The sequence below is a fragment of the Halogeometricum sp. S3BR5-2 genome (assembly GCF_031624635.1).
In the GTDB taxonomy this organism is placed as follows: Archaea; Halobacteriota; Halobacteria; order Halobacteriales; family Haloferacaceae; genus Halogeometricum; species Halogeometricum luteum.
The window spans coordinates 97524-120829 of the sequence record NZ_JAMQOQ010000006.1 but is presented as its reverse complement, the minus strand read 5'-3'; the positions used below and the strand labels follow the sequence as shown (position 1 = coordinate 120829).

Here is a 23306-nt window from a genome sequence, read left to right as displayed (position 1 = left end):
AGAGATTCGACAGACGTTGTCGCTAACAAACCTTTTCACACGACGGGCAGAAGGTCGTCTCATGAACCCCGAGGACGTGGAGTACGAACCGGTCAGCGTGAAGGAGGTGCTGGCCGAGATGAAGGACACGGCCGAACTCCTCATCGACCTCTCGTTCTCCGCGGTCCTCAACGGGAGCGACGACATCGCCCGCGAGGTGCTCGAACTCGAAGCGCGCATGGACGTGCTGCAACTGCAGGGTCGGATGAGCCTCCTCATGGCCGCGCGGACCCCCGAGGACGCCGAGCAGCTCGCTCCCGTCCTCGGCGTCATCAGCGCCGCCGAGAAGATATCCAACGCCGCGGGCGACATCGCCAAGGTGGTCCTCGAAGACATCGGTCTGCCGGACGCCATGCGCTCGGCCCTCCCGGAGGCGACGGAGATGCTGGTGCGCGCCACCGTCGCGGACGCCTCGGCGTACGCGGGCCGTTCGCTCGCCGAGATAAACATGGAGACGGAGACGGGCGTCCGCGTCATCGCCATCCGCCGCCGGTCGGCGACGGGCAAGCGCCGGTGGATAACCAACCCCCACCACGAGACGACTGTCGAGGGGGGCGACATCCTCCTCCTTCGCGGCCCTCAGAGCGGCATACGGACCGTCTTCGAGGCGGCCGCCGGCACGCCGTTCGAACTCCCCGAAACGCACGATTCGCCCATCGAGGACCTCGAACGCGCCGTCGACTCCATCATCCTGATGAAGGACATGAGCGAACTGGCCGTCGACCTCGCGTACGGGTCGGTGCTGTTCGACTCCGAGGACGTGGCCGAGGAAGTATCCGAGTTGGAGGCGGAGGTGGACGCCCTCAAGTCGCGTTTCGAGGCGTGGGTGCTCCGCGCCGCCGAACGCGTCGACGACCCCGTGCAACTGCGCGGCCTCGTCCACATCGCCTCCGCGACGGAGGTCATCTCCGACGCCGCCCTCGAAATCTCCGAGGGCGTCCTGCGCGGCATCGACGCCCACCCCGTCGTCGCCGCCGCCGTCGAGGAGTCCGACGAGATAATCGTCCGCTTCCGCGTCGGTCCGGACAGTTCGCTGGCGGGCGAGACGCTGGGCGACCGGATGGTCAAGACGGAGACGGGGATGCGCGTCATCGCCGTCCGCCGCGCCGACGGCAGCGAGTGGGTCGTCCAACCCGGTCCGACCACCGCGCTCCGCCCCGAGGACGTCCTCATCGCCAAGGGAACCCGCGCGGGCGCCGAACGCCTCGGCGAACTCCTCGACGACCCGCAGCAGTTCGAGGCGTGAGGCGACCCCGCCGGAGCGGACGCTCCGAACGTTTCGGAATCGACTGGTATCTCAGGTAATCGGTTCGACAACAGTTATCCCGCTCATTTCCGATACCCAGACGTGAGTCTCGTCGCGGAGTTCTCGCTTCCCCGGACGGATCTCCTGTTGGGTCGAGTCCCGACCGACTGGACCGGCCGCGTCGAGTTCGAACGGGTCGTCTCCGCCCCGTCGACCCCGCTCTCGCTCCTCCGCGTCTCCGGCGACGCCGAGGCGTTCGCCGCGTCGGCCCGCGCGGACGCGGCCGTCGAGTCGCTCGTCGAACTCGACGACTCGCCCGCGGGGACGCGGTATCGGCTCTCGTGGTCCGCCGCGGCGGAATCGGTCCTCCGACCGCTCCTCCGGGAGGCGACGGTGGTCGAGGCGGCCGCCGGCCAGCGGTGGCGGTTCCGCCTCCGCTTTGCGGAGTTCGACGACCTGACGGCGTTCCGGCGACGGGTCGACGACACCTGTACCTCGCTCGAACTCCGGCGCCTCCGCGACGAGTCGCGCGCCGAGGAGACGAAGACGCGGATAACTGAGGTCCAGCGGCGGACGCTGACGGTGGCGGTCCGCGAGGGCTACTTCGAGGTGCCGCGGTCGGCCACCCTGTCGGACCTCGCCGCGGAACTCGACGTCTCCAAGCAGGCCGTCTCCGAGCGCCTCAGACGCGCGCTCTCGCCGCTGGCGGCGGACGCCGTCGGCGGTACGACGCGCCACTCTTAAATTCCCGGACAAATCAACGTAGAGACTCATTCCTGTCTCCGTGGTGGTCTGTAGCACGAATGTGTGGAGTGGCGCTTTTCGACGACGACGCGGCGGACGCGCCGACCGAGGGGGAGTCGGGGGGACGGCCGTGACGGCCGACGCGTCCGGCCCGCCGGACGGAACCGACGACGGCACGGGAGAGCGGTTCGAGGTTCGACTCGTCAGGGCCATCGCCCGGACGCTGGACCGCGACCCGCTGGACCTCCCGCCGTTGGCGCGAGAGGTGGACGTAGAGGCGCTCTCGGCGCTGGCGGGGAACGGCCGCACCGTCGTCTCCTTCGAGTACGAGGGCTGCGACGTCGAAGTCGGTCCGGGCGGCGCCGTCTCCGTCGCGCCCCCGGACGAGGCGCGGTCCGGCGACGGCGCCGCGCCGCCCGCGGAAGACGCCGACGCCGCGTAACCCCGTCAGACCTCTTTGGCGAGTCGGTACGCCGAGACGAGCGTCAGCGCCGCGGTCACGAGGAGCGCCGTCGACGACGCGAGGACGAACGCCAGCACGGCGAACCAGCCCTCGGCGCCGAGGAGCGGGTACTGTTGCGTCCCGGCGAACGGGCCGAGCAGTTCGAGGACGCGGAACAGGTAGGCGAGAGCCGCGAGGCCGACGCCGACGGCGGCGCCGGCTTTCGCGTTCCGCGGGACGTGCAACGCGTGGACGAGTCCGCCCTGCGGCGGCCGCCCGGGAACCTCGTCGCTCACGACTCTCACTTCTCTCTCCGGGCGCATAGCCTCGTCGGAATCCGCCTCGTTCAGGCGTACGCGTCGAACTCGCGGCCGAACGCGAGGAAGTAGCCCGTCCCGAGTACTCCGACCGCCGTGGCGACGAGAAACGCCGTCTCGGGGTCTCTCGCGTAGAGCCAGCCGCCGACGGCCGCCGAGGGGATGGTGATGGTGTTACGAAGGAGGTAGTAGGAGCCGACGACGCGCCCGCCCGCGTTCTCCTCGGCGGGGCCGACGATGAGCGCCTTGTGCGCGGGTAGGCCGGCGAACCGGAGCCCCGAGAAGGCGAACAGCAGCGTCACGACGAGGGCGCTGTCGGGGGCGTTGACGAGGAGGACGGGGAATATCGCGTAGACGGCGAAGCCGACGGCGACGACGGGTTTGAGGCCGACGCGGCGGGCGAGTTTCGCCACCGGCACCATCGTGAGGAGGGCGACGGCCATCTCGACGGCGAGGAGGACGCCGAAGAAGGCGTCCGGCGAGAGCGTCACGCCCAGCGGGGGAACCGAGAGGCCGACGCCGAGGAACTCGACGACGACGATGACGAAGAAGACGTACACCATGCCGTTGGCGAAGCGGACGAGCGTGTCGCCGACGAGCAGCGGTCGGAGGCCGGCGGGCATCCCGCGCAGGTCCGAGACGACGGTGGCGACGCCCTCGAAGGTCTTTCCGACGCTGTCGCCCTCGGCGTCGTAGAGGACGTGCTGGGCCACCGTCGCCGCGGCGGCGAACAGGGCGGCGACGACGAGGACGATTCGAAAACCGGTCTCGAAGGCGAACAGCGAGAGGACGCCCGCGGCGAACAGGGGGCCGAGGAGGAAGGCGGTCCGGCGGAACGTCTCGGTGCTGGCGAACCCCGTCGCGAGGCGGTCCGGCGGGACGCTCTGCTTGACGATGGCGAACGTCGCGCCGAGGCCGAACGACTTCCACGCCTGCGCCAACAGCAGGCCGACGAAGATGCCGACGGGGAGCAGCACGGGGTCGACGGCGAACGGTCCGAGGGCGAACCCCGGGAGCGTCACCGTCCCGAAGGCGCCCGCGAACGCCCAGACGAGGAAGCCGACGGTGGAGGCGAGACCGAACGCGGTCAGCGACGCCCGCGACCCGATGCGGTCCGAGAGGGCGCCGCCGGGGTAGGGGTAGACGGCGCTGATGAGGTTGCCGAAGCTTCCGTACAGTCCGATGGCGACGCTCCCGGCGCCGAGGACGCTCAGGTACCGCGGCATGTACCGCCCCGTCATCTGGAAGCCGAGGCTGAACGCGAACATCGCCGCCGAGAGGACCAAGACGTCGCCGTCGAGGGCGAAGAAGCTTCGAAACGTCGAGAGCGCGTCGGGGTCGTTCGTCTCGCCGTCTGCCATACGCCCGCATTCGACTGCGAGAAGAAGTCTCTCCCGGTCGTGCGGAACTGCCCCGGGGTGTGCTAAACGTTGACGAACAGGACGTTCGATACGCCTCTACAGGTGGAGCCAGCGCGTCGACCCGTGCTCCGGGAGGTGCCAGCGCTGGTATATCCTGTCGTCCTCGGAGCGGACGTCCACTTGGGCGTCGCAGGACGCCGCGAGCGAGTCCCGGAACGGCGTGTCGTCGGCGTCGACGTGGTAGTAGGCCATGCCGCGGACGCCGACGACGGAGTCGGTGACGCCGCCGAGGAGGTCGACGGTCCGGTCGTCGCCCACCGTCTCCGTGAGTTCCGCCATCGAGTCGACGCTGAGGCGGAGTTCGCCCGGCCCCAGCGACCCCGACGCGTCGAACGTGTCCACGGCGTCGCAGACGGTGTCGCGCAGGCCGTCGGCCCCGTCCTGCGGCGTCGACGCCTCGTCGAGGATGCCCCGGAAGTTGACCACGGAGACGGACTCGCTGCCGGTGTCGACGCCGCGGGGCAGTCGCTCTCGCAGCGTCTCGTCGTCCTCCTCGGCCGTCACGACGACGCGCGGGTACTCGGGGAGCGAACCGAGCGTCCGGCGACTCGCCCGCTTCGTACACAGGTCGTCGTCGCAGCTAACGAGGATGGAGCAGCCGCCTTGCTTCATTCGGAGAAGCGCTCGTCGGAACGTCTCCGGTTTCAATTCCGCGGACATAGTGTCGGTATATACCCATATTTTTCAGGGCTTCTCATCTTGTTATTATCTACGGACCCTGATAACTGTTGTTTCCGGATGGGTACCGCTTTTCGTTTCGTCGGGGGAGAGAAACCCCCTGCCGCGACGCGCGAGGAGGTCCGTCGTCGGGACGTTCGCCCGCAGGCGAGGGTGGAGCGATACCGAACGGATAAAGGGCGGCGCATCCGACCGTCTTAGTAATGATTTCGCTCGGCAGTGCGAGTGCGGCCCCCGGCGAGGCGGACACGGGCCGCCTCGAAGTGGGTGAGATGCGCGACGGGACGCCCGTGGGCCTCCCCTGCGCCGTCGTCAACGGCGCCTCCGACGGCAAGACGCTCTACCTGCAGGCGGCCTCCGACGGGGACGAACTCAACGGCGTCGGCGTCATCCAACGGTTGTTCCCGCAACTCGCCCCCTCGGAGCTCTCCGGTCAGATATTCGTCGTCGGCATCGTCAACTTCCACGCCTTCCAGGTGGCCCAACACCGGAACCCGATAGACGACACGAAGATGAACCGGGCGTATCCGGGCGACAGCAACGGCACCTCCTCCGAACGCATCGCCGCGGCGACGTTCGACGTCGCCCGCGAGGCGGACCTCATCGTCGACCTCCACCAGGGCTCTACCTCGCAGATGATAGACGAGGTTCGCGTCCGGTGCGGCCGCCACCACCGCCTCCACGGCGACTGTCTCAGCCTCGCGAAGACGTTCGGCTGCGGGTACGTCTTGGACCAGAAGGGCCCGGACGGCCAACTCGCCCGCGCCGGCCCCGACGAGGGCGTCCCGACCATCGACCCCGAACTCGGGGGCTGCGTCGGGTGGGACGAGGAGAGCATCCAGAAGGGCGTCCGCGGCGTCGAGAACGTCCTCCGCGGTTACGGCTTCCTCGACGGTTCCGTCGAGACGGAGCGACAGACCCGCGCGAGGGGGTTCGACCAGTACGGCGCGCCCGCCGGCGGCCTCGTCCGCTTCCAGAAGAGCCTCGGCGAACGGGTGTCCGCCGGCGACGTGGTGTTCGAGGTGACGGACGTGTTCGGCAGCCTCAAGGCCCGCGTCACCGCCGACGGCCCCGGCGTCTTCTGGCGCTCCCGACGCCTCCCGCAGGTCGCAACCGGCGAGTACGTCTGCTCGGTCGGAACCGACGTCGACAGCTTCTGATGACCCTCTCCGCTCTCTCCCTCCGGTGTTCGGCGTGCGGCGAGACGTACGAGACCGAGTGGGCGTGGCGCTGCGACTGCGGCGCGCCCCTCGACTTCCTCGCGGACCCGCGCCCCTCGCGCGACGCCCCCGACCCCCGCGGGTTCGATGACCGACGCGGCCTCTGGTCGTTCGCCGACTTCCTCCCCGTCGGCCCGCGCGTCACCCTCGGCGAGGGGATGACGCCCCTCGTGGACGCCCCCGAGTGGGACGCGTCGTTCAAACTGGAGTACGTCTTCCCGACGGGGTCGTTCAAGGACCGCGGCGCGACGACGACGCTCTCCGCCGCCGCGGAACTCGGCGTCGAGAAGGTCGTCGAGGACTCCTCGGGCAACGCGGGCGCCGCCATCGCCACCTACGCCGCCCGCGCCGGCCTCGACGCCGAGATATACGTCCCCGCGTCGGTGAAAGAGTCGAAACTCCGCGCCATCGAGCGCGCCGGCGCGACGCCCGTCCGCGTCGAGGGGTCCCGCGAGGACGTGACCGACGCCTGCGTCGACGCCGTCGAACGCGGCGAGGGCTGGTACGCCTCCCACTCGTGGAACCCCGCGTTCTTCGCCGGGACGGCCACGTTCGCTTACGAAACAGCTTACCAGCGCGGGTGGTCCGCGCCCGACGCCGTCGTGACGCCCCTCGGCCACGGGACGCTGTTCCTCGGCGCCTACCGCGGCTTTCGCGCCCTCCGCGACGCGGGCTGGATAGACGAGATGCCGAAACTCCTCGGCGCGCAGGCGGCCGGCTACGCCCCCGTCGCCGAGGAACTGCACGGGCCGACCGAGGGGATGAACGACGCGGCCGACGGCATCCAGATACGCGAACCGACCCGCCTCGGGCAGATTCTGGCCGCCGTCGACGCCACCGACGGCGACGCCATCACGCTCTCGGAGGCGGCGGTCGAAGCGGAGTTAGAGAAACTCCACCGCCGCGGCTTCTACACCGAACCGACGTGCGCCGTCGCGCCCGCCGCCCTCCGCGAGTACCGCGAGCGCGGCGTGCTGTCCCCGGACGACGACGTGGTGGTACCGCTCACGGGGAGCGGTCTGAAGGGCTGAGTTCGCTTCCGCGACCGACGACGAAACCGACGAAAAATCGGGTTAGCTCGGCCGGCCGGCGTCCCGGCCGGGGGTCTCCGCGTCCGCCTTCGCCTCACCGCGGTACGTGTCGATTCCGAGTGCGCGGTTGAGCGGGCACTTCTGCGCGACGCCCGTCACCGCGAGGACGGCGCCGACGACGAGGGCGATTCCCGCGAGGGCGAGACCGAGCGTCCCGGCCGCGACGGTGATACCCCCGCCGAGCGCCGCAGCACCGAAGACGACGAGGAGCGGTCCGACGACGAGTCGAGCGATGCGGTCGTAGCCACCGACGTTTTTCTGCATGTCTTTCCTCGGTATCCCCTACGTCGCGCGAGCGCATAGCGAACGTCCCCGTTTCTCGAAACCGTAGAATCGAGCTACCGCTCGTACCGCCGCCGCCGCCCGCTCAGCCGCTCGTCCCAGTCGATCCACTCCTGCTCCCATCCGGTCGGTGCGAAGTAGCCCGTCTCGTCGCTGTCGAACTCGGCGTCCTCGCGCATCGTCCGGTTGCGGGCGGGGCCGCTCCGCTGCTCGCCCTCCACCAGCAGGGGTTCGAAGGCGACCGGACCGTGCTCTTCGACCACCTCGCCCGCGGCGTCGACGCTCGCGAGCGTCTGCGAGGGGCCGCCCAGCGGCAGGACGAGTCGCCCGTCGGGTTTCAGTTGGGAGACGAGACGCTCCGGCGGGCCGATGGCGGCCGCCTCGACCAGAATCCGGTCGAACGGGGCGTACTCCGGGAGTCCCTCCGCGCCGTCGCGGCAGTCGACGAGGACGGCCGAGGCGCCCGCGGACTGGAGGTTCTCCCGCGCCGCGTAGACGAGTCTCCGGTCGATGTCGACGGCGTGGACGTGCGTCTCGCCGACGATTTCGGCCAGCAGCGCGGCGGTGTAGCCGACTCCCGCGCCGACGACGAGCACGTCCTCCTCGGGGTCCGCCGAGAGCGCCGAGAGGAGGCGGGCGACGTTCGCCGGCGAGAGGACCGTCGAGCCCTCGAAGTCGTCGGCGCGGTTCTGGTACGGGGCGTTCTCGACGAACTCGTGTCGCGGGACGGTTCGCATGGCGAGGGCGACGGACTCGGCCACGTCCATACCGTGTTCGAGGCCGTCGACCATGTCTTCTCGCAGTACCGCGGGGTCCATACGTCCCTTCGGAATCCCGCACTAATCAACCGCACGCTCGGGGCGGCGCGCGACGACGGCCGAGCGGTCGTCGCCGGGCACCGCCCGCACCGTCGCGTCGACGAACCCGGCCGCGTCGAGCCACGAGCGGTACGCCTCCTCGGTGTAGGCGTCGCCGCGGCCGACGCCCAGCGCCCGAACCCGCGCGTCGACGGCCGCCCGCGACCCGTCGCGCAGGGCGTCCACGAGGACGAGCGTCCCGCCCGGTTCGAGGGCGTCGAACGCCGCCGACAGGAGCGTTCGGTTCTCCCCGGGGTCGAACCGACTCGTCGCGTCCGCCGCGAACGCGAGGTCGAACCGCCCCGCGCCGAAGTCGGCCGCGCAGGGGACGTCGGCGGCGACGGTCCGCACGTCCCTGTGAGCGAGCATCGGACCCGCGGCGTCGACGGCGGCCGGTTCGTCGACGAGCGTCGTCTCGAAGCCCCGCGCGGCGAACTCGGTCGCGTACGCGCCAGAGGCGCCGCAGACGTCGAGGACGCGGTCGGCTTCGGGCGCCTCGCGCACGGCGGCGGTGACGCGCCCCCGCACCCGCGACTCGTCCGTCGCGGCGTGCGCGCCGAGTCGGTTCCGCGTCCACTCCTCGGGAGGGTCGGGCGCCTCGCCCGTCCGCATCGTCTCCGGCAGCGCCGTCCACAGGTCGAACAGGTCCAACGCGTGCGGCAGGCGCCCGATGGAGCGCACGTCGCGCTTGGCGAGGAAGCCGAGGGCGCGGTTCGTTATCTCGTACTCGCCGCCGACGCGGCGGAGGTATCCGAGGTCCGCGAGCGACTCGACGACGACGCGCGCGGCGGGTTCGGTCACGCCGGCCTCGGCGGCCGCCGCTTCGGCCGTTCCCGCGCTGTCGAGGAGCGCCTCCAAGACGCCGCTCCGCCGGGCGGCCCACAGGACGAACAGTTCCTCCGCGTCGAGCGACGACCGGTCTCGCGTCGGCATACCACCCCCGAGGGCGGGACGCGTAAAATCGCCTCCGTTCCGCTCCGGTCGCGCTCTACCACCCATCGAAACGGACGCATAACGTTCCACGTACGCTGACTGTTTCGAACAGTTTCACCCGTGAAACCGGCAGACTGCGGCCGAATCGGTCGGCTCCGTTTCGACCCGTCACCCACCGGAACGTACGTGATAGTTTATACATCCCCGGTGGCACCCTGCTCTCACGATGGGTACCCGAGAAACCCCCGCGTACGACTCGGCGTACGACTCTCACACCTCCGCGGTCCGAACCGACGGCGACCGCCCGGCCCGACGTGCGCGCATCTCGCGCGACGAGGCGTTCCGCGTCCTCCAAGACGACCGCCGCCGCGCGGTCCTCCGCTTCCTCCTCGCCGAGGGGACGAACGACCCCACCCCGCTCTCGACGCTCGCGGCGTTCGTCGCCGCCGTCCAGTGCGACGGGGAACGGGCGGTCGTCGGCGAGGTACAGGAGCGGGTGCGCGTGGCGCTCCACCACTCGCACCTGCCGATGCTCGCGGACCACGGCCTCGTCACCTACGACCACGCGACGCGGACCGTCGAGCCGAAACCACTCCTCGCGGCCCTCGACCCGTTCCTCGAAGACGGACTCGGCGCCGAACGCGACCTGACGGTCGACCCGGACCGGGTCGAGGGGCGCGGACCCGGCGACGCTCGCTAACCGCGCCGACTGCTCGATGCCCGACGGTTACCTACCGTTCCGTCCGGTCACCACGCCGACCACGCCGAGGTGGTCTTGTCGGTGCCGTACAGGCGGTTGACGTCCTTCGCGTACACCATGTCGCCGTCGTGGTCGAGTTTCCCGTGGCGGTACTCCGGCGCGTCGTCGCGGACGTGGAGGGCCTTCACGAGGAACTCCTCGTCGCCGAACGACTCCGTCTCGCCGACGGTGAACTCGTAGTCGCCGGGGACGTTCACCTTGAAGCTCCGCGTCTCCTCGCGGAAGCCCGTCCCCTCTTTCGGGTTGACGGTGACGCGCACGGAGACGTTGTCGACGGCGCGGGTCCAGATGGTTCGCGCGTCCTCGACGGTGGCCTCGTCGACGCGTTGCTCCGGGCCGACTTCGATGCCCGTGATGCGGACGAGCATGATGGCCTCGGGCGTGTCGACGATGAACTCCTCGCCGGCGGCGATAGTTTCGGTCGGCGGCGCGTCCACCATGGTGGTGAACGACTCGCCGTCCTGCGAGACGACGACCTTGCGTTCGACTTCGCTCTCCTCCTCGATTCGCACCTTGTGGACGTGGCTGCACTCCGTACAGCGGACCGTGGCGTGACCGCCCGGTTTCAGCACCTCGTGCACCGTCTCCTCCGCGGGCGAACAGGAGGGACAGGCGACCGCGATGCGGTCCTGCGTGTTGCTCATACGGGCCGTTATCCCGTCACGCCGTAAAAATCCGCGCTTCCGTCACTCCTGTGGGACGGTGTCTCTGTCACGGCCGAACGAGACGGTAGATTGACATCTCCGGAACGCGACCGGACGATATGGTCTCGGCCGACACGAAAGTCACCGTCGCGTTCGTGGTCGTCGCCTTCCTGCTGTGGCTTCTCGCACAGCGGTTCACCGACAGTTCGTGGGTTCTCTTCGGTCTCCTGCTCGGCGTGGGCGTGGTCGTCCCGACGCTGGTGAACGAGGTGCGGAGTCGGTAACTTAGGGCTCGGGCTCGACTACTCCGGGCTCGGTAGCTCCACTTCTTCCCCGTCTCGCGGCTTCACCGCTCGACCGAAGGGAGGTCTACGACCTCTCCGTCCGCGTACACCGTCGGGTCCTTGATGATGCCGTCCAAATGCAGGGGCGCCTCGGTGTCGCCGCCGATGCCGGCGTCGTCGCCGATGGCGACGTGCACCGTGCCGGCCGCCTTCTCGTCTAAGAGCACCGACCCCATGAGGTGGCCGACGCCGACGTTCGTGCCGATGCCCAACTCCGCGAGGTTGTAGGCGTCGCGGCCGACTTCCTCCGCCCCCGCCTCCACCTGTTCGCGCACGCTCTCGTCGGAGATGTCCGTGACGTAGCCGTCCTCCACGTCGAATCGGAGCTGTTGGCCCCCCTCCAACAGGCCGTGCGGCATCATCGTCCCGTCGACGACGTAGGTGCCGTCTGCCGTCACGGGCGAGACGAACACCTCGCCCGCCGGGAGGTTCGAGAACCCGCCCGCCTCGTGGACGATGCCGGTGTCGGCGCGCCACTCGCGCGCGCCGGGTTCGAAGGTGATGTCGGTACCCGACGGCGTCTCCACGCGGATGACGCTGGCCTCGGTCACCTGTTGGAGCACGTCCAGACAGTGCTGGGAGATGGCGTCGTAGTCGGCGTCCAACCCGGCGAGGAACACGTCCTCGGTGATACCGGGGAGCGTCGCGCCGCGCGCGCCGCCCTCGCAGGCGTCGCTGCGGGCGCGGGTGTGGCTCAGGCTCTTCGTCGTCGGCGCGAGGAACACGTCCGCCGCGGCCATCGCGGCGGCGACGGCGGCGGGCGGTTCCTCGCCGTGCTGGTTCCCCGGCGGGTAGCGCAGGAGCGTCGCGTCGTCGGTCACGTCCGAGGCGGCGTCGTAGAGCGCCTCGCCGATGCTGAGACGCTTGTCGTCGGTGACGACGACGCAGGACTCGTCCGGTTCGATGGCCATGCACTGGCCGACGGCCGTCTCCGCGGCGTCGCGCAACTCGTCGTCCGTCATGCCGCGAACTGGGTCGGCCGACCGGTTAGGCGTTCCCATCCGCCCCCAGTCTCGCGGTACCGTCCGATTCGACGAACGCGCGAGTAGTAACTCGCGCGCGTGCGAATCCTCCGCGTTACTCGCCGCAGAGTTAATTTCCGCCAAAAAATCCCCGAAATAACTATTGTCCTCGGCCGTCGAGACCCCACCGATGATACGAGTGGGTGTCAACGGCTACGGCACGATCGGCAAGCGAGTGGCCGACGCCGTCGACGCACAACCGGACATGGAACTCGTCGGTGTGGCGAAGACCCAACCGAACTTCGAGGCCCACACCGCCGTTCAGCGAGGATACTCGATGTACGCCGCGATTCCGGAGCGGATGCCGCTGTTCTCCGAGGCGGGTATCGACGTCGAGGGCGCCGTCGACGAGATGGTCGCCGACGCCGACGTCGTCGTCGACTGCACGCCGTCGGGCATCGGCGCGAGCAACAAGTCCCTCTACGAGTCGCACGACACGCCCGCCATCTTCCAGGGCGGCGAGGACGCCGACATCGGCGACGTGAGTTTCGTCGCCCGCGCGAACTACGACGACGCTCTCGGCGCCGACTACGTCCGCGCCGTCTCCTGCAACACGACGGGGCTCTCGCGCATCATCGCCCCCCTCAAAGAGGAGTACGGGGTCGAGAAGGTGCGCGCGACGCTCGTCCGCCGGGGCGGCGACCCCGGGCAGAACTCCCGCGGCCCCATCAACGACATCCTCCCGGACCCGATCCACATCCCGAGTCACCACGGCCCCGACGTGCGGACCATCTTCTCCGATCTGAAGATAGACACGCTGGGGCTGAAGGTGCCGGCGACGCTGATGCACGTTCACAGCCTCAACGTCACCCTTGAGGACGACGTGACGGCGGCGCACGTCCGCCAACTGCTGGAGGACGAGTCGCGCGTCTTCGTCGTCTCCGAGGGGATGGGCATCGACGGCGCGGGCAAACTGAAAGACTTCGCGCACGACGCCGGCCGCCCGCGCGGGGACCTCTGGGAGAACTGCGTGTGGGGTGAGTCCATCGCCGTCGAGGGCCGCGACCTCTATCTGTTCCAGGCCATCCACCAGGAGTCCGACGTCATCCCCGAGAACGTCGACGCCGTCCGCGCGATGACCGAGTCGGCCAGCAAGGCCGAGAGCGTGGCGACGACCGACGAGTACCTCGGCGTCGGCATCACGGGCGACCCCTCCGGGTTCGACGGCGAGGACCGCTCCGACCGCGTCCCCGGCACGGAGACGGCGGACGACTGAGAACCGGGACTCACACCTCGTAGAACGCTACTTCCCTCTCTTCGGTGTCCAACAACGCCACGTGGTAGGTGTCGTCCGCGCCCGGAATCGGGAGTCCACCGGGGTTGACGTGGACGGTCTCGCCTCGCTCCTCGTACGTCCGCTGATGGGTGTGTCCGCGGAAGACGTAGTCGTACGTTCCCGAATCGACGAGTCCGTCGACCAGCGTCTCGTTCGTCCCGTGGTACACCGCGACCGATGTCCCGTCGAACTCGAACGTCGCGCACTCGCCGTGGTAGGTGCCGAACGACTCGATTATCGACTGGAGATTCCACTCGCCGTCGTTGTTGCCGCGGACGGCGTGAAAGTCGAAGTCGGCGTCGAAGACGTTCGCCGTGAACGGCGAGACCACGTCGCCGCAGTGAAGCACGGCGTCGACGCCGGCCTCCTCGAACGTCTCGACGGCGCCGCGGGCGAGGTCCAGGTTGTCGTGCGTGTCCGAACAGATGCCGACTCTCATGGCTCCGTGTTCGGCGGACGCGGGCAAGAAGGTTGGAGGTCGTTGGCAGTCGACGCGGCGGAGGCGTCGTCGGTCCCCGCTCCCCGTCACTCAGTTCCGTTCGAGCACCTCGACGCCGACCAGCGACGCGCCGGTCAGCGCGCGGATGTAGGCGCCGCCGGCGATGGAGACGTGGCCGAAGTCGTCCTCGTCGAGGCCGTACATCTCGATGGCGCGGGAGGTGTCGCCGCCGCCGACGACGGAGAAGCACTCCGTCTCCGCGATGGCGCGCAGGACGCCCACCGTCCCGTTCGAGAACCGCTCGTCCTCGAACAGTCCCAGCGCGCCCTTCACGAAGACGGCCTCGGAGTCGTGGATGACGGGTTCGTACTCGGCGACGGTGTCCGAGCCGATATCGAGGTACGAGCGGTCCTTCTCGTCGATGTCCTCGACGCTCACTTCCGCGCGACCGCCTTCGGGACCTTCGTAGGCGAGGTCCGCCGCAAGGGAAATCTGGTCGCCGCGTTCCTCGATGAGCGACTCGATGGTCTCGTGGTTCTCCTCCCACTGGTCGTCGAAGAGGTCCGCGTCGTCCACGTCGAAGCCGACGTCGTGGCCGGCGGCGCGGAGGAACAGTTCGCCCGCGATGCCGCCGAGGAGGAACCGGTCGACTTTCTCCCCGAGATTGTTCATCACGTCGATGACGTCCGTCGCCTTCGTCCCGCCGACGACCATCGTCACCTGCCCGTCGAACTCCCGCGTCGCGATGGCGGAGTTGGCCTCGTACTCCGTCTGCATCACGCGCCCGGCGTAGGCGGGCAGTTCGAGGGGGAAGCCGACGAGCGAGGCGTGCGAGCGGTGCGCCGCCGAGTAGGCGTCGTTGACGTAGGCGTCGAACAGGGGGGCCAGCGTCTGGACGAACTCGGTCTTGGCCTTGTCGTCGGGGTGCTCCTCCGGCAGTTCGTCCTCGCACATCCGGGTGTTCTCCAAGAGGAGTATCTCCCCGGACGCCAGCGATTCGATGGCTTCTATCGCGTCGTCGCCGTCGGTGTCGGCGACGAACGACACGTCGCGGCCGACGTGCTCCGCGAGGATGTCGGCGTGCTGGTCGAGCGAGACGAAGTCGTCGTCGCCGGGTCGTCCCTGGTGGGCCATCAGGACGACGCGGTGGCCGGCCTCCGCGAGTTCGCGGACGGTCTCGGCGTGGCGCTCGAAGCGGCGGTTGTCCTGCACCTCGCCGTCTTCGACGGGCGAGTTCAGGTCGAGGCGGACGAGGACGCGCTGGTCGGGGTCGAGGTCGTCGAGGGTCTTGAACGTGGACATGGGTGTGGGTGTGTCGGGTCGAAAGACGGCGAGGTGTTACTTAGTGGTGGTTGGACCGCGAGTCGCTCCGGACGTTCACTCGTAGGTGACGTACTGCGCCACGTCGAGCATCCGGTTCGAGAAGCCGTACTCGTTGTCGTACCACGTGAGAATCTTGTACAGGCCGCCGTCGTTGACCATGTTGGTCGACTGGAGGTCGACCGTCGAGGAGAACGGCAGGCCGACGATGTCCGAGGAGACGACTTCGTCGTCGGTGTAGCCGAGGACGCCCGCGAGGGGGCCGGAGTCGGCGGCGTCACGGAAGGCGTTGTTTACCTCCTCGGTCGAGGGCGTCTCGTCGAGGGAGACGACGAGTTCGGTGATGGAGCCGTTGGGGACGGGGACGCGCATCGCCATCCCGTCGAGTTTGCCCTCCAACTGCGGCAGAATCTGTGTGGCGGCCTGCGCGGCGCCGGTGGAGGTGGGGACGATGTTCTCGGCGGCGGCGCGGCCGCGGCGCTTCTTCGATTTGGGGCCGTCGATGAGGTTCTGCGACCCGGTGTAAGCGTGGACCGTCGTCAGGAGACCGGAGTCGATGCCGAACTCCTCGTCGAGCACCTTCGCGACCGGCGTGACGGAGTTCGTCGTACAGGAGGCGTTCGAGACGACGTCCTCGCCGTCGTACTCGTCGTGGTTGACGCCGTAGACGATCTGTTTTATCGGGTCGTCGCCCTTCGGCGGCGCGGAGATGAGCACCTTGTCGGCGCCGGCTTCGAGGTGCGCGGAGGCGTCCTCTTTCGTGCGGAAGATGCCCGTACACTCCAGCGCCACGTCGACGTCGAGTTCGTCCCACGGCAGTTCGGCGGGGCTCTGGACGTTGTAGAGGGGGACGGAGCTATCGCCGGCGACGAGTTCCTCACCGTCGAGCGACACGTCGTCCATCCGACCCATCACGGTGTCGTATTTCGCGAGGTACTCCATGTCCTCGAAGTCCATCACGTCGTTGACGCCGACGAGTTCGACGCTCGGATTCTCCATCACCGCGCGGAACACGTTCCGCCCGATTCGGCCGAACCCGTTCAGTCCGACGCGGACCACGTCGTCCGCGTCCTCAGCCGAGTCGAAGTACGACTTTTCACTCATATCCGAGTATCGGCGGCCGAGCTACTTGAATCCCTGTGTCTCCCCCCAGGGGCGGAAACCCTCGAAATCGGTGTCGTAGGTCGTCGCCACTGTCGTTTTAGCCTGAACGATGATTGAGGACGCGACGCGGGAGGGCGCGGCGACACGAACAGAGACGAACACCGGCGTTCATCTTCGTGCAGCGGTTCGACCCGATGCGTTTCGAGGCGGACCGCGCGTCGACGCGGCCCGCGCCGCCGCCGGGGGAGAAGGCTTTTGATGAGAACACACTAAAGAACTCCTGCATGAGAGATGAGCGCGACGATCCGTTCGACAACATCTTCGACGAGATCGAACGGATGATGAGCGAGATGACCGGTGGCGACACCACCGGATTCGCCTCGGAGACCCACATCGACGTCTACGATGAGGGCGAGGCGGTTCGACTCGTCGCGGACCTGCCGGGAGTGGAGAAAGACGCCATCGACCTGAAGTGCGACGGCGAGACGCTCACCGTGAGCGCGGCGAGCGACCGGCGCGAGTACGACGAGCGGATTCGTCTCCCCGTTCGTGTAGACGAACACTCCGCGTCGGCGTCGTTCAAGAACGGCGTCCTCCAAGTCACGTTCCAGAAGGCCGAGGACTCCGCCGCCATCGACGTCGAGTAGCGCGTCCCGCGCGAGGACCGACCGGACTCGGATTTTCGCGGTTTCGGTTTCTGGCGCCTACCGGTCGGGCCGCCCGGCGGCCCGCCGTATCAGCGCCGCCAGTCGGTCCCAGAAGTCGTCGTCGTACTTCTCGTGGTCTATCGTCGCCCGAGCGTTCGTCTCCGAGACGAGCGTCCGGTCGGGCGAGACGAGCAGGTCGACGCCGAGGTAGTCGATTCCGAGCGTCTCGGCCACCGAAACGGCCAGTTCGCGGTGTTCTTCGGAGACGTCCACCGCCGTCGCTGTCGCGCCCCGGTGGACGTTGTGTTTCCACCGCCCCTCGCCGAGCGACTCGGGGAGTCGGCGCTCGACGCCGCCGACCACCTCGCCGTCGACGACCATCACCCGGTAGTCGCGCGCGTCGGCGACGAACTCCTGTACCAGGTAGGATTTGTCGCCCGTCGACCGGAAGTCGTGGACGAGGTTCAGGTAGTCGACGACGCCGAGTAGCGAGTCCGCGTCGGCCACCTTGGCGACGCCGACGCCGCGCGTCGCGGAGTTGGGTTTGACGACCAGTGGGTAGGAGAGGTCCGCGACGGCGTCGAGGACGACGCCCTCGTCGACGGGGTTCGAGAGCATCCGCGTCTCCGGCACCGGCAGGCCCGCCCGCGAGAGGGCGGCGACGACGCCCGCCTTGTTCCGGGATGTCAGTACCGCATCGCGTCCGTTCACCCACGGTATCGGCGCGCGGGCGTCCAGCGCGCCGCCCTCCATCAGCCGCGTCGGGTAGACGAAGCCGACGTCGAACGACTCGCCCGTCCCGGCCAGCCGAATCGACCGCTCCTTCGCCGGGAGGTGTTCGACGGCGATTCCGCGCGCTTCCAGCGGGTCGCGCATCCGCTCGAACGTCTCGCTGTCCGTCGTCACCGCCAGTCGGAGCATCCGCTCCGAAGTCGGCGCGTCGAGAGTAAAAGTGGGCCGGGTCCCGGTTGGGTCGGACCGACCCTGACCCGCGTTCGCGTGTTACTCAGTTACGAGACGAGCAGTTCTTCGCCCTTCTCCACGTCGATGCGGCAGGGCGGCGACATCTTGTTGTAGGCGCGGCGAAGCGCGTCCTTCGCGATGGCCGCGTCGTCGACGCTGCAGTAGATGGTGAACACGCGCTCGTTCTTGTGGATTCGCGCGGCGGTCCCGACGACCTTTCCGAACGACTGGCGCATCCCGTCGGAGACGCGGTCCGCGCCCGCCCCGGTCGCCTGCTTGTTCTCGCGCAGGACCTGGTGGGGGAACTTGCGGAGCACCATCTTGTAGTTCTCCTGTCCGACCTGCTTGAGCATCACGCGGTTGGCGGACAGACGCGCCGATTCGAGCGACCCGTGGCGGACCTGACAGTCCTCTTCGAGGCGGAGACTGATCTGGACGGGGTAGTCCTGCGGACCCGTCTGCAGGTTGCCCATGTTGTGCTGTGCGATCTTCGAACCGGGGATTCCGGTGATGTACTCGCGTCGGGTGTACGACGGCTTGTCGATGTTGCGGTACATCGAGGCGGGTTTGTCTGCCATGGTTACTTGTGCAGAAGAACGGTCATGCGGCCTAAAAGCGCTTCGAACATCGACCGCCTCGGCGGCCGTGTGCTCCGTTCGCACTCGTCGCCGTCGCCACCGACGGATTCTCCTCGCGCGCCGACGAGTGTCGCGCATGATACTCGTCCTGGAGAACGAGGTGGACCCGCCCACGCGCTACTTCGTCCCCGAGATTCGCCGCCTGCTCGAAGCGGCCGGCGCGACGGTCCGCGTCTACCCCTACGCCGACCGCGGGGGCCGGCCGGACCTGCTGGACGAGGCGGACGCCGTCGTCCTCTCCGGAAGCACCGCGGGCGTCTACGAGACGGAGACGTACCCGTGGATGGACGAGTTACGGGACCTCGTGCGCGAACTCGTAGAGGCGAGAACGCCGACGCTCGGCGTCTGCTTCGGCCACCAACTCGTCAACGACGCCCTCGGCGGAGAGGTGGAGCACCGCGGCCTGCACGCCGGCCTCGACCCGGTCCGCTTCGCCGACGACCCCCTGTTCGACGGCGTCGGGACGCGCGTCCCCCTCGTCCACGGCGACTTCGTCACCGAACTCGGCGAGGAGATGGAGGCCGTCGCCTCGGCCGACTACTACCCGAACCTCGCTAGCCGGCACCGCGACGCGCCGCTGTGGACCGTCCAGTACCACCCCGAGTTCACGGAGCGCCTGCTTCCGAACATCGAGGAGGACCTCGAGTGGCCCGACGACCCCGCCCACCGCGACTTCGGCGGCGTGACCGCCGCGCGGACGTTCGAGAACTTCGTCCGCCTCGTCGACGCGGAGCGGTAGGCGACAGAGTCCGCTCAGGTCGCTTCGTCGCCGCCTTCCTCCTCGTCCGCCTCCGCCACGGGTTCGGCGGCGACGAACGACAGGCCCTTCTCGTCCAGTAGCTCTCTCGTCCGGTCGGTCACCGACGGCGCGACGAGTATCCCGCGCACGCCCTCGTCGGGGAACTCGGCGTCGACGGCCTCCACGTAGCGCCGGAGTTGGCTGGCCGCCGAGGGACCGACCCGTCGTCGCTTCAACTCCACGACGAGGGGACGGCCCTCGGCGTCCTCGCCGAAGATGTCGACCGGCCCCGCCGCCGTCTCCCGTTCGGTCGCCCGCGGGACGAACCCCTCTTCGACCAAGGCGGGGTCGTCCAGAATCCGCTGCCGCAGGTCCTCCTCGCTCCCCGTGAGGCGCAGGTCGCTCCGGTCCGTCACCTCGTAGGCCGACACCTGTTCGAGTCGCTCGAACCGCACGTCGAGGCGCTCCGTCGGCGTCGAGCGCTCGCTCCTGACCCGCAGGCGACCGTCGCGGACGCTCGCGCGGTGGGTACACCCCGGCGGCTGCCAGTTCACCGGCTTGCGCTGCGAGTCGGTGTGCACGAGGATGGTCCCGTCGGGTTTGCAGACGACGAGTCGGTCGCCCGGCCCGAGACTCGACTCGGCCCGGCCGTCGTACTCGACGGTGCAACGCCCGAACATCGTCACCATCCGCCCGTCGCCGAACGCCTCCTCTAACAAGGCGAGGGCGTCGCGGTGCGTCGGGCGGTGGAGCGTCGTGACCGTCATCGGTGCTGTCTGCCCGAGGTTCGCCGTCGCCGCGTAAAAAGAGCGCGTCGGCGGCGACGGTTCGAGAATCGGAAAGAAGCGACAATATTTGCTGGTTCGGGTCGTAGCGTGACGCATGGTGGTGAGAGATGCGGACGAGTTCGAACCGCTTCAGGGCGACCCGATGGACGACGAGGAGGTGGACGCGTTCCTGCGCGAACACGGCGTCGGCGTCCTCTCGCTCGCGGACGGGGGCGACGCGTACGGGGTGCCGATATCGTTCGGCTACGACGGCGAGCGCCTGTACTTCGTGTTCCTCCGCGGGGAGACGAGTCGGAAGGAGTCGTTCGCCGAGGCGACGGGGAGAGCGACCCTGACGGCGTTCGACGTGGCGGGGCGCCACGAGTGGGAGAGCGTCGTCGTCGCGGGACGTCTCGAAGCGGTCGAAGAGGGCGAGTGGGGTGCGCTCGTCGACGCGATGGAGGACAACGCGTGGTTCCCGAGCCTGTTCTCCGAGTCCGAACCGATGCGGGGCATCGCCGGGTGGACGCTGGAGATAGACGCGGCGACGGGACTCCGCAATCGGTCGTGAGCGCCCCTCGACGGTCGGTTGAGGGGTCGACGCCGTTCGCTCCGTCCGGTCCGGATGCGGGGTCCGTCAGCCGCGCTCGCTCGTCCGGAAGCGCCCGAGGACGGCGTACGCCGCCGCGCCGATGACCGCCCCGACGGCGTTCGCCGCGGCGTCCGCGAGGCCGGCGTGACGCGCCGGGAGCGTCGCCTGCAGGAGTTCCACGCCGCCGCCGAGGGCGACGGCGACGAAGGTGGCGAGCGCCAGTCCGCGGGCCGTCCGCGCGCGGAGGGCGAACGCCGCGAGATACGCCGTCACCGCGTACGCTCCGAGGTGGACCCACTTGTCGACGCCGAGTCCGAGCGGTGCGGCGCTCAGTCCGTCGCCGGGCGGCGTCGCGGCGGAGGCGACGACGACGCAGAGGCTCCAGAGGAGGAGGGGCGCGACGCGGCGGCGCCGTTCTGCGACCATGGGTTCCCTCGTCGCCGCGGCCGCCTCAGCGTTTCTCTTTTCTTTTCCTCTCGACTACCGCAGCATCCCCTTCACCATCGACGCCCCCGTCTTCAGCAGCGAGGGGCGGGTCACCTCGTCCACCTCCTCGCGAGTGAGTTTGAAATCGAAGATGGCGAGGTTGTCCGCGAGGTGCTCGCGGCTCGTGGACTTCGGGACGACGGCGACGTTCCGGTGCTGGGTAGCCCAGCGCAGGGCGACCTGCGCGGGCGTCTTGTCGTACCGCTCGCCTATCTCGCGGAGCGTCCCGTCGTCGACGAGTTCGCCCTGCGCCAGCGGACTGTACCCCGTGAGTAGCAGGTCCTCGGCCTGACAGTACCGGAGGAGTTTCCGCTGGGGTCGGTGCGGGTGGAACTGCACCTGGTTCGTGAGTACCGGAACGTCGGACACCTCGCGGGCCTTCTTCAGCATCGGCACCGGGAAGTTGCTCACGCCGACGTGGTGGACGCGCCCCTCGTCGACCAGTCGCTTCATCGCGTCCATCGTCTCCTCGATTCGGACCAGCGGGTTCGGCCAGTGGAGGAGCAACAGGTCGACGTACGGCGTGTCGAGACGGTCGAGGCTCGCCTTCGTCGACTCGACGACGCCCTCCCGGTCGGCGTTCCGCGGGTTCACCTTCGTCGTCAGGAACACGTCCCGCCGGTCGACGTCGGCGTCGGCCAGCGCTCGACCCACCTCGGTCTCGTTGTCGTACATCTGCGCGGTGTCGACGTGGCGGTAGCCGAGTTCCAGCGCCGTCGACACGGCGTCGTAACACTCCTCGCCCTCCATCCGCCACGTCCCGAGGCCGACTTTCGGGACGCGCACGCCGCGCACCTCGCAGTACTCCATCTCGTCGGACATACCCGAGTCTACGTCAGAGGGGGGCCTGAACGTACTGGCTGGCGGCGCGACGACCGAACCGCACGGCTCAGAAAGATAGGTAGTTCAGAGAACTGCCGCATACGGACCGAACTCAATCGACCGCGGCGTCGTCAGCCTCCGTCCGCTACGTTTGATGTCTGCGTCGACTTACAGGCGGGTGACGTTCTTCGCTCGGGGACCCTTGGGGGCGTCCTCGATCTCGAACTCGATCTCCGTACCCTCTTCGAGGTCCGGGCCGCCGACGTCTTCCATGTGGAAGAAAACGTCCTCGTCGTGGTCCTCGGTCTCTATGAATCCGTAGCCGCCCGTGTCGTTGAAGAAGTCGACTTTGCCTTTTGCCATAGCCTCTGGATTAAGCCGCGCCCCACTGATAACCCTTCCGAGACCGAACGCTCGCTCGAGAAAACCCGAATCGGTGCCGTTCGGGTCCGTAGGGCCGGATAACGGGCGAATCGAGTCTCTGTAGTGTGGTGTCCGACCGCACGGTCCGCGGCGGTCGCGTCGTCGGCGGACGGTCCCGCCCGCCTCAGGCCGCGCCGTCGACCGGACCGAGTCGGACCTGCAGGACGCCGTTGTTGAACGTCGTCTCGGTCACCTCGACGGGGTCCCACGGGAGGGGCACCCGCCCGGCGACGCGCCCGTCGACGGCGACGACGAACTCGCCGCGGTCGGGGTCGATGCCGGCGGTCACGTCGTCGCGCGCAGCGTCCGCGAGGTCGGCGACGACGGTCAGTTCGTCCCCCTCGCGGTGGTGGTCGACGCGGTAGTCGGCCCGCGCGTCCGCCCCCTCGGGGTCGGCGCTCCCGTCGGGCTGTCGCTGCGCGCCGGGTCTCCCGCGACTCGGCCGACCGCCCGGTCGTTCGCTCAGCGACCGGCGGTCCGAATCCCGCTTCGCCTCGCTCAGCAGGTCGCTCAGCAGGTCGGTCACTGAGAGGTTGATGTCGATGCGCGTCCGCGGTCGCTCGTCGTCGGGTCCGTGCTGGTCGTCGTCGTCTCGGTGTGAACGTGTCATAATGTCGAACCTCGCCGACCGCGCTTCGAACGGTCGTAGACCCCGCGGGCGGATAAGCGCGATGCCCGTTGACGAGGGGCGCGGACGACCGCGCGGAAACGCCGGGCGGCGCGCCCGCCTCCCTCTCGCCTCCGCCCGCACCCGACGTGTGTAGCCCCAACGGCTACTCGCCGAGGACCGGTACCGACGCCTATGCTCGGAACCATCCGCTCGGCGCTCCGCGGCGTCATCAATCTGATTATTGCCATCGTCACGTTCCCCCTCCGACTGCTCCGGTCGCTCCTGTAGTTCCCGTCGTCCCCGAAGCCGCGGCGACCGGGCTTTCGTAAGTAGTATTCGAACGGTATCCCACGTCTATTGCACCCGGAATCACTACATCACCCGCCCAGACGGCACTATCTTCACATCCTCTCTATCTCGAACTGCCCGTATTTCTCATA

The 23306-nt window shown here is 68.8% G+C and carries 29 protein-coding genes; 11 read left to right on the top strand and 18 right to left on the bottom strand.

The annotated features are described in order from the left end of the window. The first annotated feature begins 61 nt into the window (after nucleotides 1-61). The 3 genes from NDI79_RS19405 to NDI79_RS19395 all read left to right on the top strand — a co-directional run bounded on the left by NDI79_RS19405 (nucleotide 62) and on the right by NDI79_RS19395 (nucleotide 2471). Nucleotides 62-1285: a potassium channel family protein gene (locus NDI79_RS19405; protein ID WP_310930348.1), complete on the top strand. Its 1224-nt coding sequence runs from the start codon at nucleotides 62-64 to the stop codon at nucleotides 1283-1285. Nucleotides 1286-1387: 102 nt separating this feature from the next. Then, the gene (locus NDI79_RS19400; protein WP_310930347.1) at nucleotides 1388-2029 is read left to right on the top strand and encodes a helix-turn-helix domain-containing protein; all 642 of its coding nucleotides are present in this window, start codon (nucleotides 1388-1390) and stop codon (nucleotides 2027-2029) included. Between the two features lie 130 nt (nucleotides 2030-2159). Beyond that, a complete protein-coding gene (locus NDI79_RS19395) occupies nucleotides 2160-2471 on the top strand; it encodes a HalOD1 output domain-containing protein (RefSeq protein ID WP_310930346.1) in 312 nt (103 codons plus the stop codon). A gap of 5 nt (nucleotides 2472-2476) precedes the next feature. On the opposite strand, the gene NDI79_RS19390 is transcribed toward NDI79_RS19395, so the two are convergent. The 3 genes from NDI79_RS19390 to NDI79_RS19380 all read right to left on the bottom strand — a co-directional run bounded on the left by NDI79_RS19390 (nucleotide 2477) and on the right by NDI79_RS19380 (nucleotide 4821). Further along, nucleotides 2477-2794: a DUF7536 family protein gene (locus NDI79_RS19390; RefSeq protein ID WP_310930345.1), complete on the bottom strand. Its 318-nt coding sequence runs from the start codon at nucleotides 2792-2794 to the stop codon at nucleotides 2477-2479. 23 nt (nucleotides 2795-2817) lie between these two features. Next, nucleotides 2818-4149: an MFS transporter gene (locus tag NDI79_RS19385; RefSeq protein WP_310930343.1), complete on the bottom strand. Its 1332-nt coding sequence runs from the start codon at nucleotides 4147-4149 to the stop codon at nucleotides 2818-2820. 96 nt (nucleotides 4150-4245) lie between these two features. Continuing rightward, nucleotides 4246-4821: a DUF7504 family protein gene (locus NDI79_RS19380; RefSeq protein WP_310930342.1), complete on the bottom strand. Its 576-nt coding sequence runs from the start codon at nucleotides 4819-4821 to the stop codon at nucleotides 4246-4248. A 269-nt stretch (nucleotides 4822-5090) separates the two neighbouring features. Between NDI79_RS19380 and NDI79_RS19375 the strand changes: the two genes are divergently transcribed. Beyond that, nucleotides 5091-6047: a succinylglutamate desuccinylase/aspartoacylase family protein gene (locus NDI79_RS19375; protein ID WP_310930341.1), complete on the top strand. Its 957-nt coding sequence runs from the start codon at nucleotides 5091-5093 to the stop codon at nucleotides 6045-6047. After that, a complete protein-coding gene (locus tag NDI79_RS19370; protein WP_310930340.1) occupies nucleotides 6047-7138 on the top strand; it encodes a threonine synthase in 1092 nt (363 codons plus the stop codon). Before NDI79_RS19375 ends, NDI79_RS19370 begins: the two co-directional genes overlap by 1 nt. Before the next feature lie 42 nt (nucleotides 7139-7180). On the opposite strand, the gene NDI79_RS19365 is transcribed toward NDI79_RS19370, so the two are convergent. From NDI79_RS19365 to NDI79_RS19355, 3 genes are all read right to left on the bottom strand, one after another. After that, nucleotides 7181-7462, bottom strand: a complete 282-nt coding sequence (locus NDI79_RS19365; RefSeq protein WP_310930339.1) for a YgaP family membrane protein — start codon at nucleotides 7460-7462, stop codon at nucleotides 7181-7183. Nucleotides 7463-7536: 74 nt separating this feature from the next. Then, the gene (locus NDI79_RS19360; RefSeq protein WP_310930338.1) at nucleotides 7537-8298 is read right to left on the bottom strand and encodes a protein-L-isoaspartate O-methyltransferase family protein; all 762 of its coding nucleotides are present in this window, start codon (nucleotides 8296-8298) and stop codon (nucleotides 7537-7539) included. Between the two features lie 21 nt (nucleotides 8299-8319). Further along, nucleotides 8320-9270 (bottom strand): class I SAM-dependent methyltransferase, encoded by a 951-nt coding sequence (locus tag NDI79_RS19355; RefSeq protein ID WP_310930337.1) that lies wholly within the window; start codon nucleotides 9268-9270, stop codon nucleotides 8320-8322. 226 nt (nucleotides 9271-9496) lie between these two features. Between NDI79_RS19355 and NDI79_RS19350 the strand changes: the two genes are divergently transcribed. Next, nucleotides 9497-9970 (top strand): DUF7344 domain-containing protein, encoded by a 474-nt coding sequence (locus NDI79_RS19350; RefSeq protein WP_310930336.1) that lies wholly within the window; start codon nucleotides 9497-9499, stop codon nucleotides 9968-9970. A gap of 47 nt (nucleotides 9971-10017) precedes the next feature. Here NDI79_RS19350 and NDI79_RS19345 read toward each other — a convergent pair whose 3' ends face one another. Continuing rightward, the gene (locus NDI79_RS19345) at nucleotides 10018-10674 is read right to left on the bottom strand and encodes an HVO_0476 family zinc finger protein (RefSeq protein WP_310930335.1); all 657 of its coding nucleotides are present in this window, start codon (nucleotides 10672-10674) and stop codon (nucleotides 10018-10020) included. A gap of 119 nt (nucleotides 10675-10793) precedes the next feature. Between NDI79_RS19345 and NDI79_RS19340 the strand changes: the two genes are divergently transcribed. After that, the gene (locus NDI79_RS19340; RefSeq protein ID WP_310930334.1) at nucleotides 10794-10958 is read left to right on the top strand and encodes a DUF7987 family protein; all 165 of its coding nucleotides are present in this window, start codon (nucleotides 10794-10796) and stop codon (nucleotides 10956-10958) included. A gap of 62 nt (nucleotides 10959-11020) precedes the next feature. On the opposite strand, the gene NDI79_RS19335 is transcribed toward NDI79_RS19340, so the two are convergent. Beyond that, on the bottom strand, nucleotides 11021-11980 hold the full coding sequence (locus tag NDI79_RS19335) for an aminopeptidase (protein WP_310930333.1): 960 nt from the start codon (nucleotides 11978-11980) through the stop codon (nucleotides 11021-11023). A 190-nt stretch (nucleotides 11981-12170) separates the two neighbouring features. Between NDI79_RS19335 and NDI79_RS19330 the strand changes: the two genes are divergently transcribed. Continuing rightward, the gene (locus NDI79_RS19330) at nucleotides 12171-13256 is read left to right on the top strand and encodes a type II glyceraldehyde-3-phosphate dehydrogenase (protein ID WP_310930331.1); all 1086 of its coding nucleotides are present in this window, start codon (nucleotides 12171-12173) and stop codon (nucleotides 13254-13256) included. A 10-nt stretch (nucleotides 13257-13266) separates the two neighbouring features. On the opposite strand, the gene NDI79_RS19325 is transcribed toward NDI79_RS19330, so the two are convergent. The 3 genes from NDI79_RS19325 to gap form a co-directional block, all read right to left on the bottom strand. Then, nucleotides 13267-13755, bottom strand: coding sequence for a metallophosphoesterase family protein (locus NDI79_RS19325; protein WP_310930330.1), 489 nt, complete (start codon nucleotides 13753-13755; stop codon nucleotides 13267-13269). A 90-nt stretch (nucleotides 13756-13845) separates the two neighbouring features. Further along, nucleotides 13846-15057, bottom strand: coding sequence for a phosphoglycerate kinase (locus NDI79_RS19320; RefSeq protein WP_310930329.1), 1212 nt, complete (start codon nucleotides 15055-15057; stop codon nucleotides 13846-13848). Between the two features lie 75 nt (nucleotides 15058-15132). Continuing rightward, the gene (gene gap / locus NDI79_RS19315) at nucleotides 15133-16179 is read right to left on the bottom strand and encodes a type I glyceraldehyde-3-phosphate dehydrogenase (RefSeq protein ID WP_310930328.1); all 1047 of its coding nucleotides are present in this window, start codon (nucleotides 16177-16179) and stop codon (nucleotides 15133-15135) included. Nucleotides 16180-16463: 284 nt separating this feature from the next. On the opposite strand from gap, the gene NDI79_RS19310 reads away from it, so the two are divergent. Next, a complete protein-coding gene (locus tag NDI79_RS19310; protein ID WP_310930327.1) occupies nucleotides 16464-16826 on the top strand; it encodes an Hsp20/alpha crystallin family protein in 363 nt (120 codons plus the stop codon). Between the two features lie 57 nt (nucleotides 16827-16883). Here the strand turns inward: NDI79_RS19310 and NDI79_RS19305 are convergent, their stop codons facing one another. Both NDI79_RS19305 and NDI79_RS19300 read right to left on the bottom strand, forming a co-directional pair. Continuing rightward, nucleotides 16884-17747 carry an ATP-grasp domain-containing protein gene (locus tag NDI79_RS19305; protein WP_310930326.1) on the bottom strand — a complete coding sequence of 288 codons (864 nt, stop codon included), beginning with the start codon at nucleotides 17745-17747 and terminating at the stop codon, nucleotides 16884-16886. An 89-nt stretch (nucleotides 17748-17836) separates the two neighbouring features. Further along, nucleotides 17837-18367 carry a 50S ribosomal protein L16 gene (locus NDI79_RS19300; RefSeq protein WP_310930325.1) on the bottom strand — a complete coding sequence of 177 codons (531 nt, stop codon included), beginning with the start codon at nucleotides 18365-18367 and terminating at the stop codon, nucleotides 17837-17839. 136 nt (nucleotides 18368-18503) lie between these two features. Here NDI79_RS19300 and NDI79_RS19295 point away from each other — a divergent pair, with 136 nt between their 5' ends. Further along, nucleotides 18504-19166, top strand: coding sequence for a type 1 glutamine amidotransferase (locus NDI79_RS19295; protein WP_310930324.1), 663 nt, complete (start codon nucleotides 18504-18506; stop codon nucleotides 19164-19166). Between the two features lie 14 nt (nucleotides 19167-19180). Here NDI79_RS19295 and nucS read toward each other — a convergent pair whose 3' ends face one another. After that, nucleotides 19181-19933 (bottom strand): endonuclease NucS, encoded by a 753-nt coding sequence (nucS, locus tag NDI79_RS19290; RefSeq protein ID WP_310930559.1) that lies wholly within the window; start codon nucleotides 19931-19933, stop codon nucleotides 19181-19183. A 115-nt stretch (nucleotides 19934-20048) separates the two neighbouring features. Between nucS and NDI79_RS19285 the strand changes: the two genes are divergently transcribed. Further along, a complete protein-coding gene (locus NDI79_RS19285) occupies nucleotides 20049-20504 on the top strand; it encodes a pyridoxamine 5'-phosphate oxidase family protein (RefSeq protein ID WP_310930323.1) in 456 nt (151 codons plus the stop codon). A gap of 66 nt (nucleotides 20505-20570) precedes the next feature. Here the strand turns inward: NDI79_RS19285 and NDI79_RS19280 are convergent, their stop codons facing one another. The 4 genes from NDI79_RS19280 to gvpH all read right to left on the bottom strand — a co-directional run bounded on the left by NDI79_RS19280 (nucleotide 20571) and on the right by gvpH (nucleotide 22866). Continuing rightward, the gene (locus tag NDI79_RS19280) at nucleotides 20571-20951 is read right to left on the bottom strand and encodes a VanZ family protein (RefSeq protein ID WP_310930322.1); all 381 of its coding nucleotides are present in this window, start codon (nucleotides 20949-20951) and stop codon (nucleotides 20571-20573) included. Between the two features lie 54 nt (nucleotides 20952-21005). Next, a complete protein-coding gene (locus NDI79_RS19275) occupies nucleotides 21006-21821 on the bottom strand; it encodes an aldo/keto reductase (RefSeq protein ID WP_425499637.1) in 816 nt (271 codons plus the stop codon). Nucleotides 21822-22001: 180 nt separating this feature from the next. Next, nucleotides 22002-22196 carry a cold-shock protein gene (locus tag NDI79_RS19270; protein ID WP_008387196.1) on the bottom strand — a complete coding sequence of 65 codons (195 nt, stop codon included), beginning with the start codon at nucleotides 22194-22196 and terminating at the stop codon, nucleotides 22002-22004. Between the two features lie 184 nt (nucleotides 22197-22380). Continuing rightward, entirely contained in the window at nucleotides 22381-22866 is a 486-nt protein-coding gene (gene gvpH, locus NDI79_RS19265) for a gas vesicle protein GvpH (RefSeq protein ID WP_310930320.1), read from the bottom strand. Nucleotides 22867-23306: the final 440 nt, after the last annotated feature.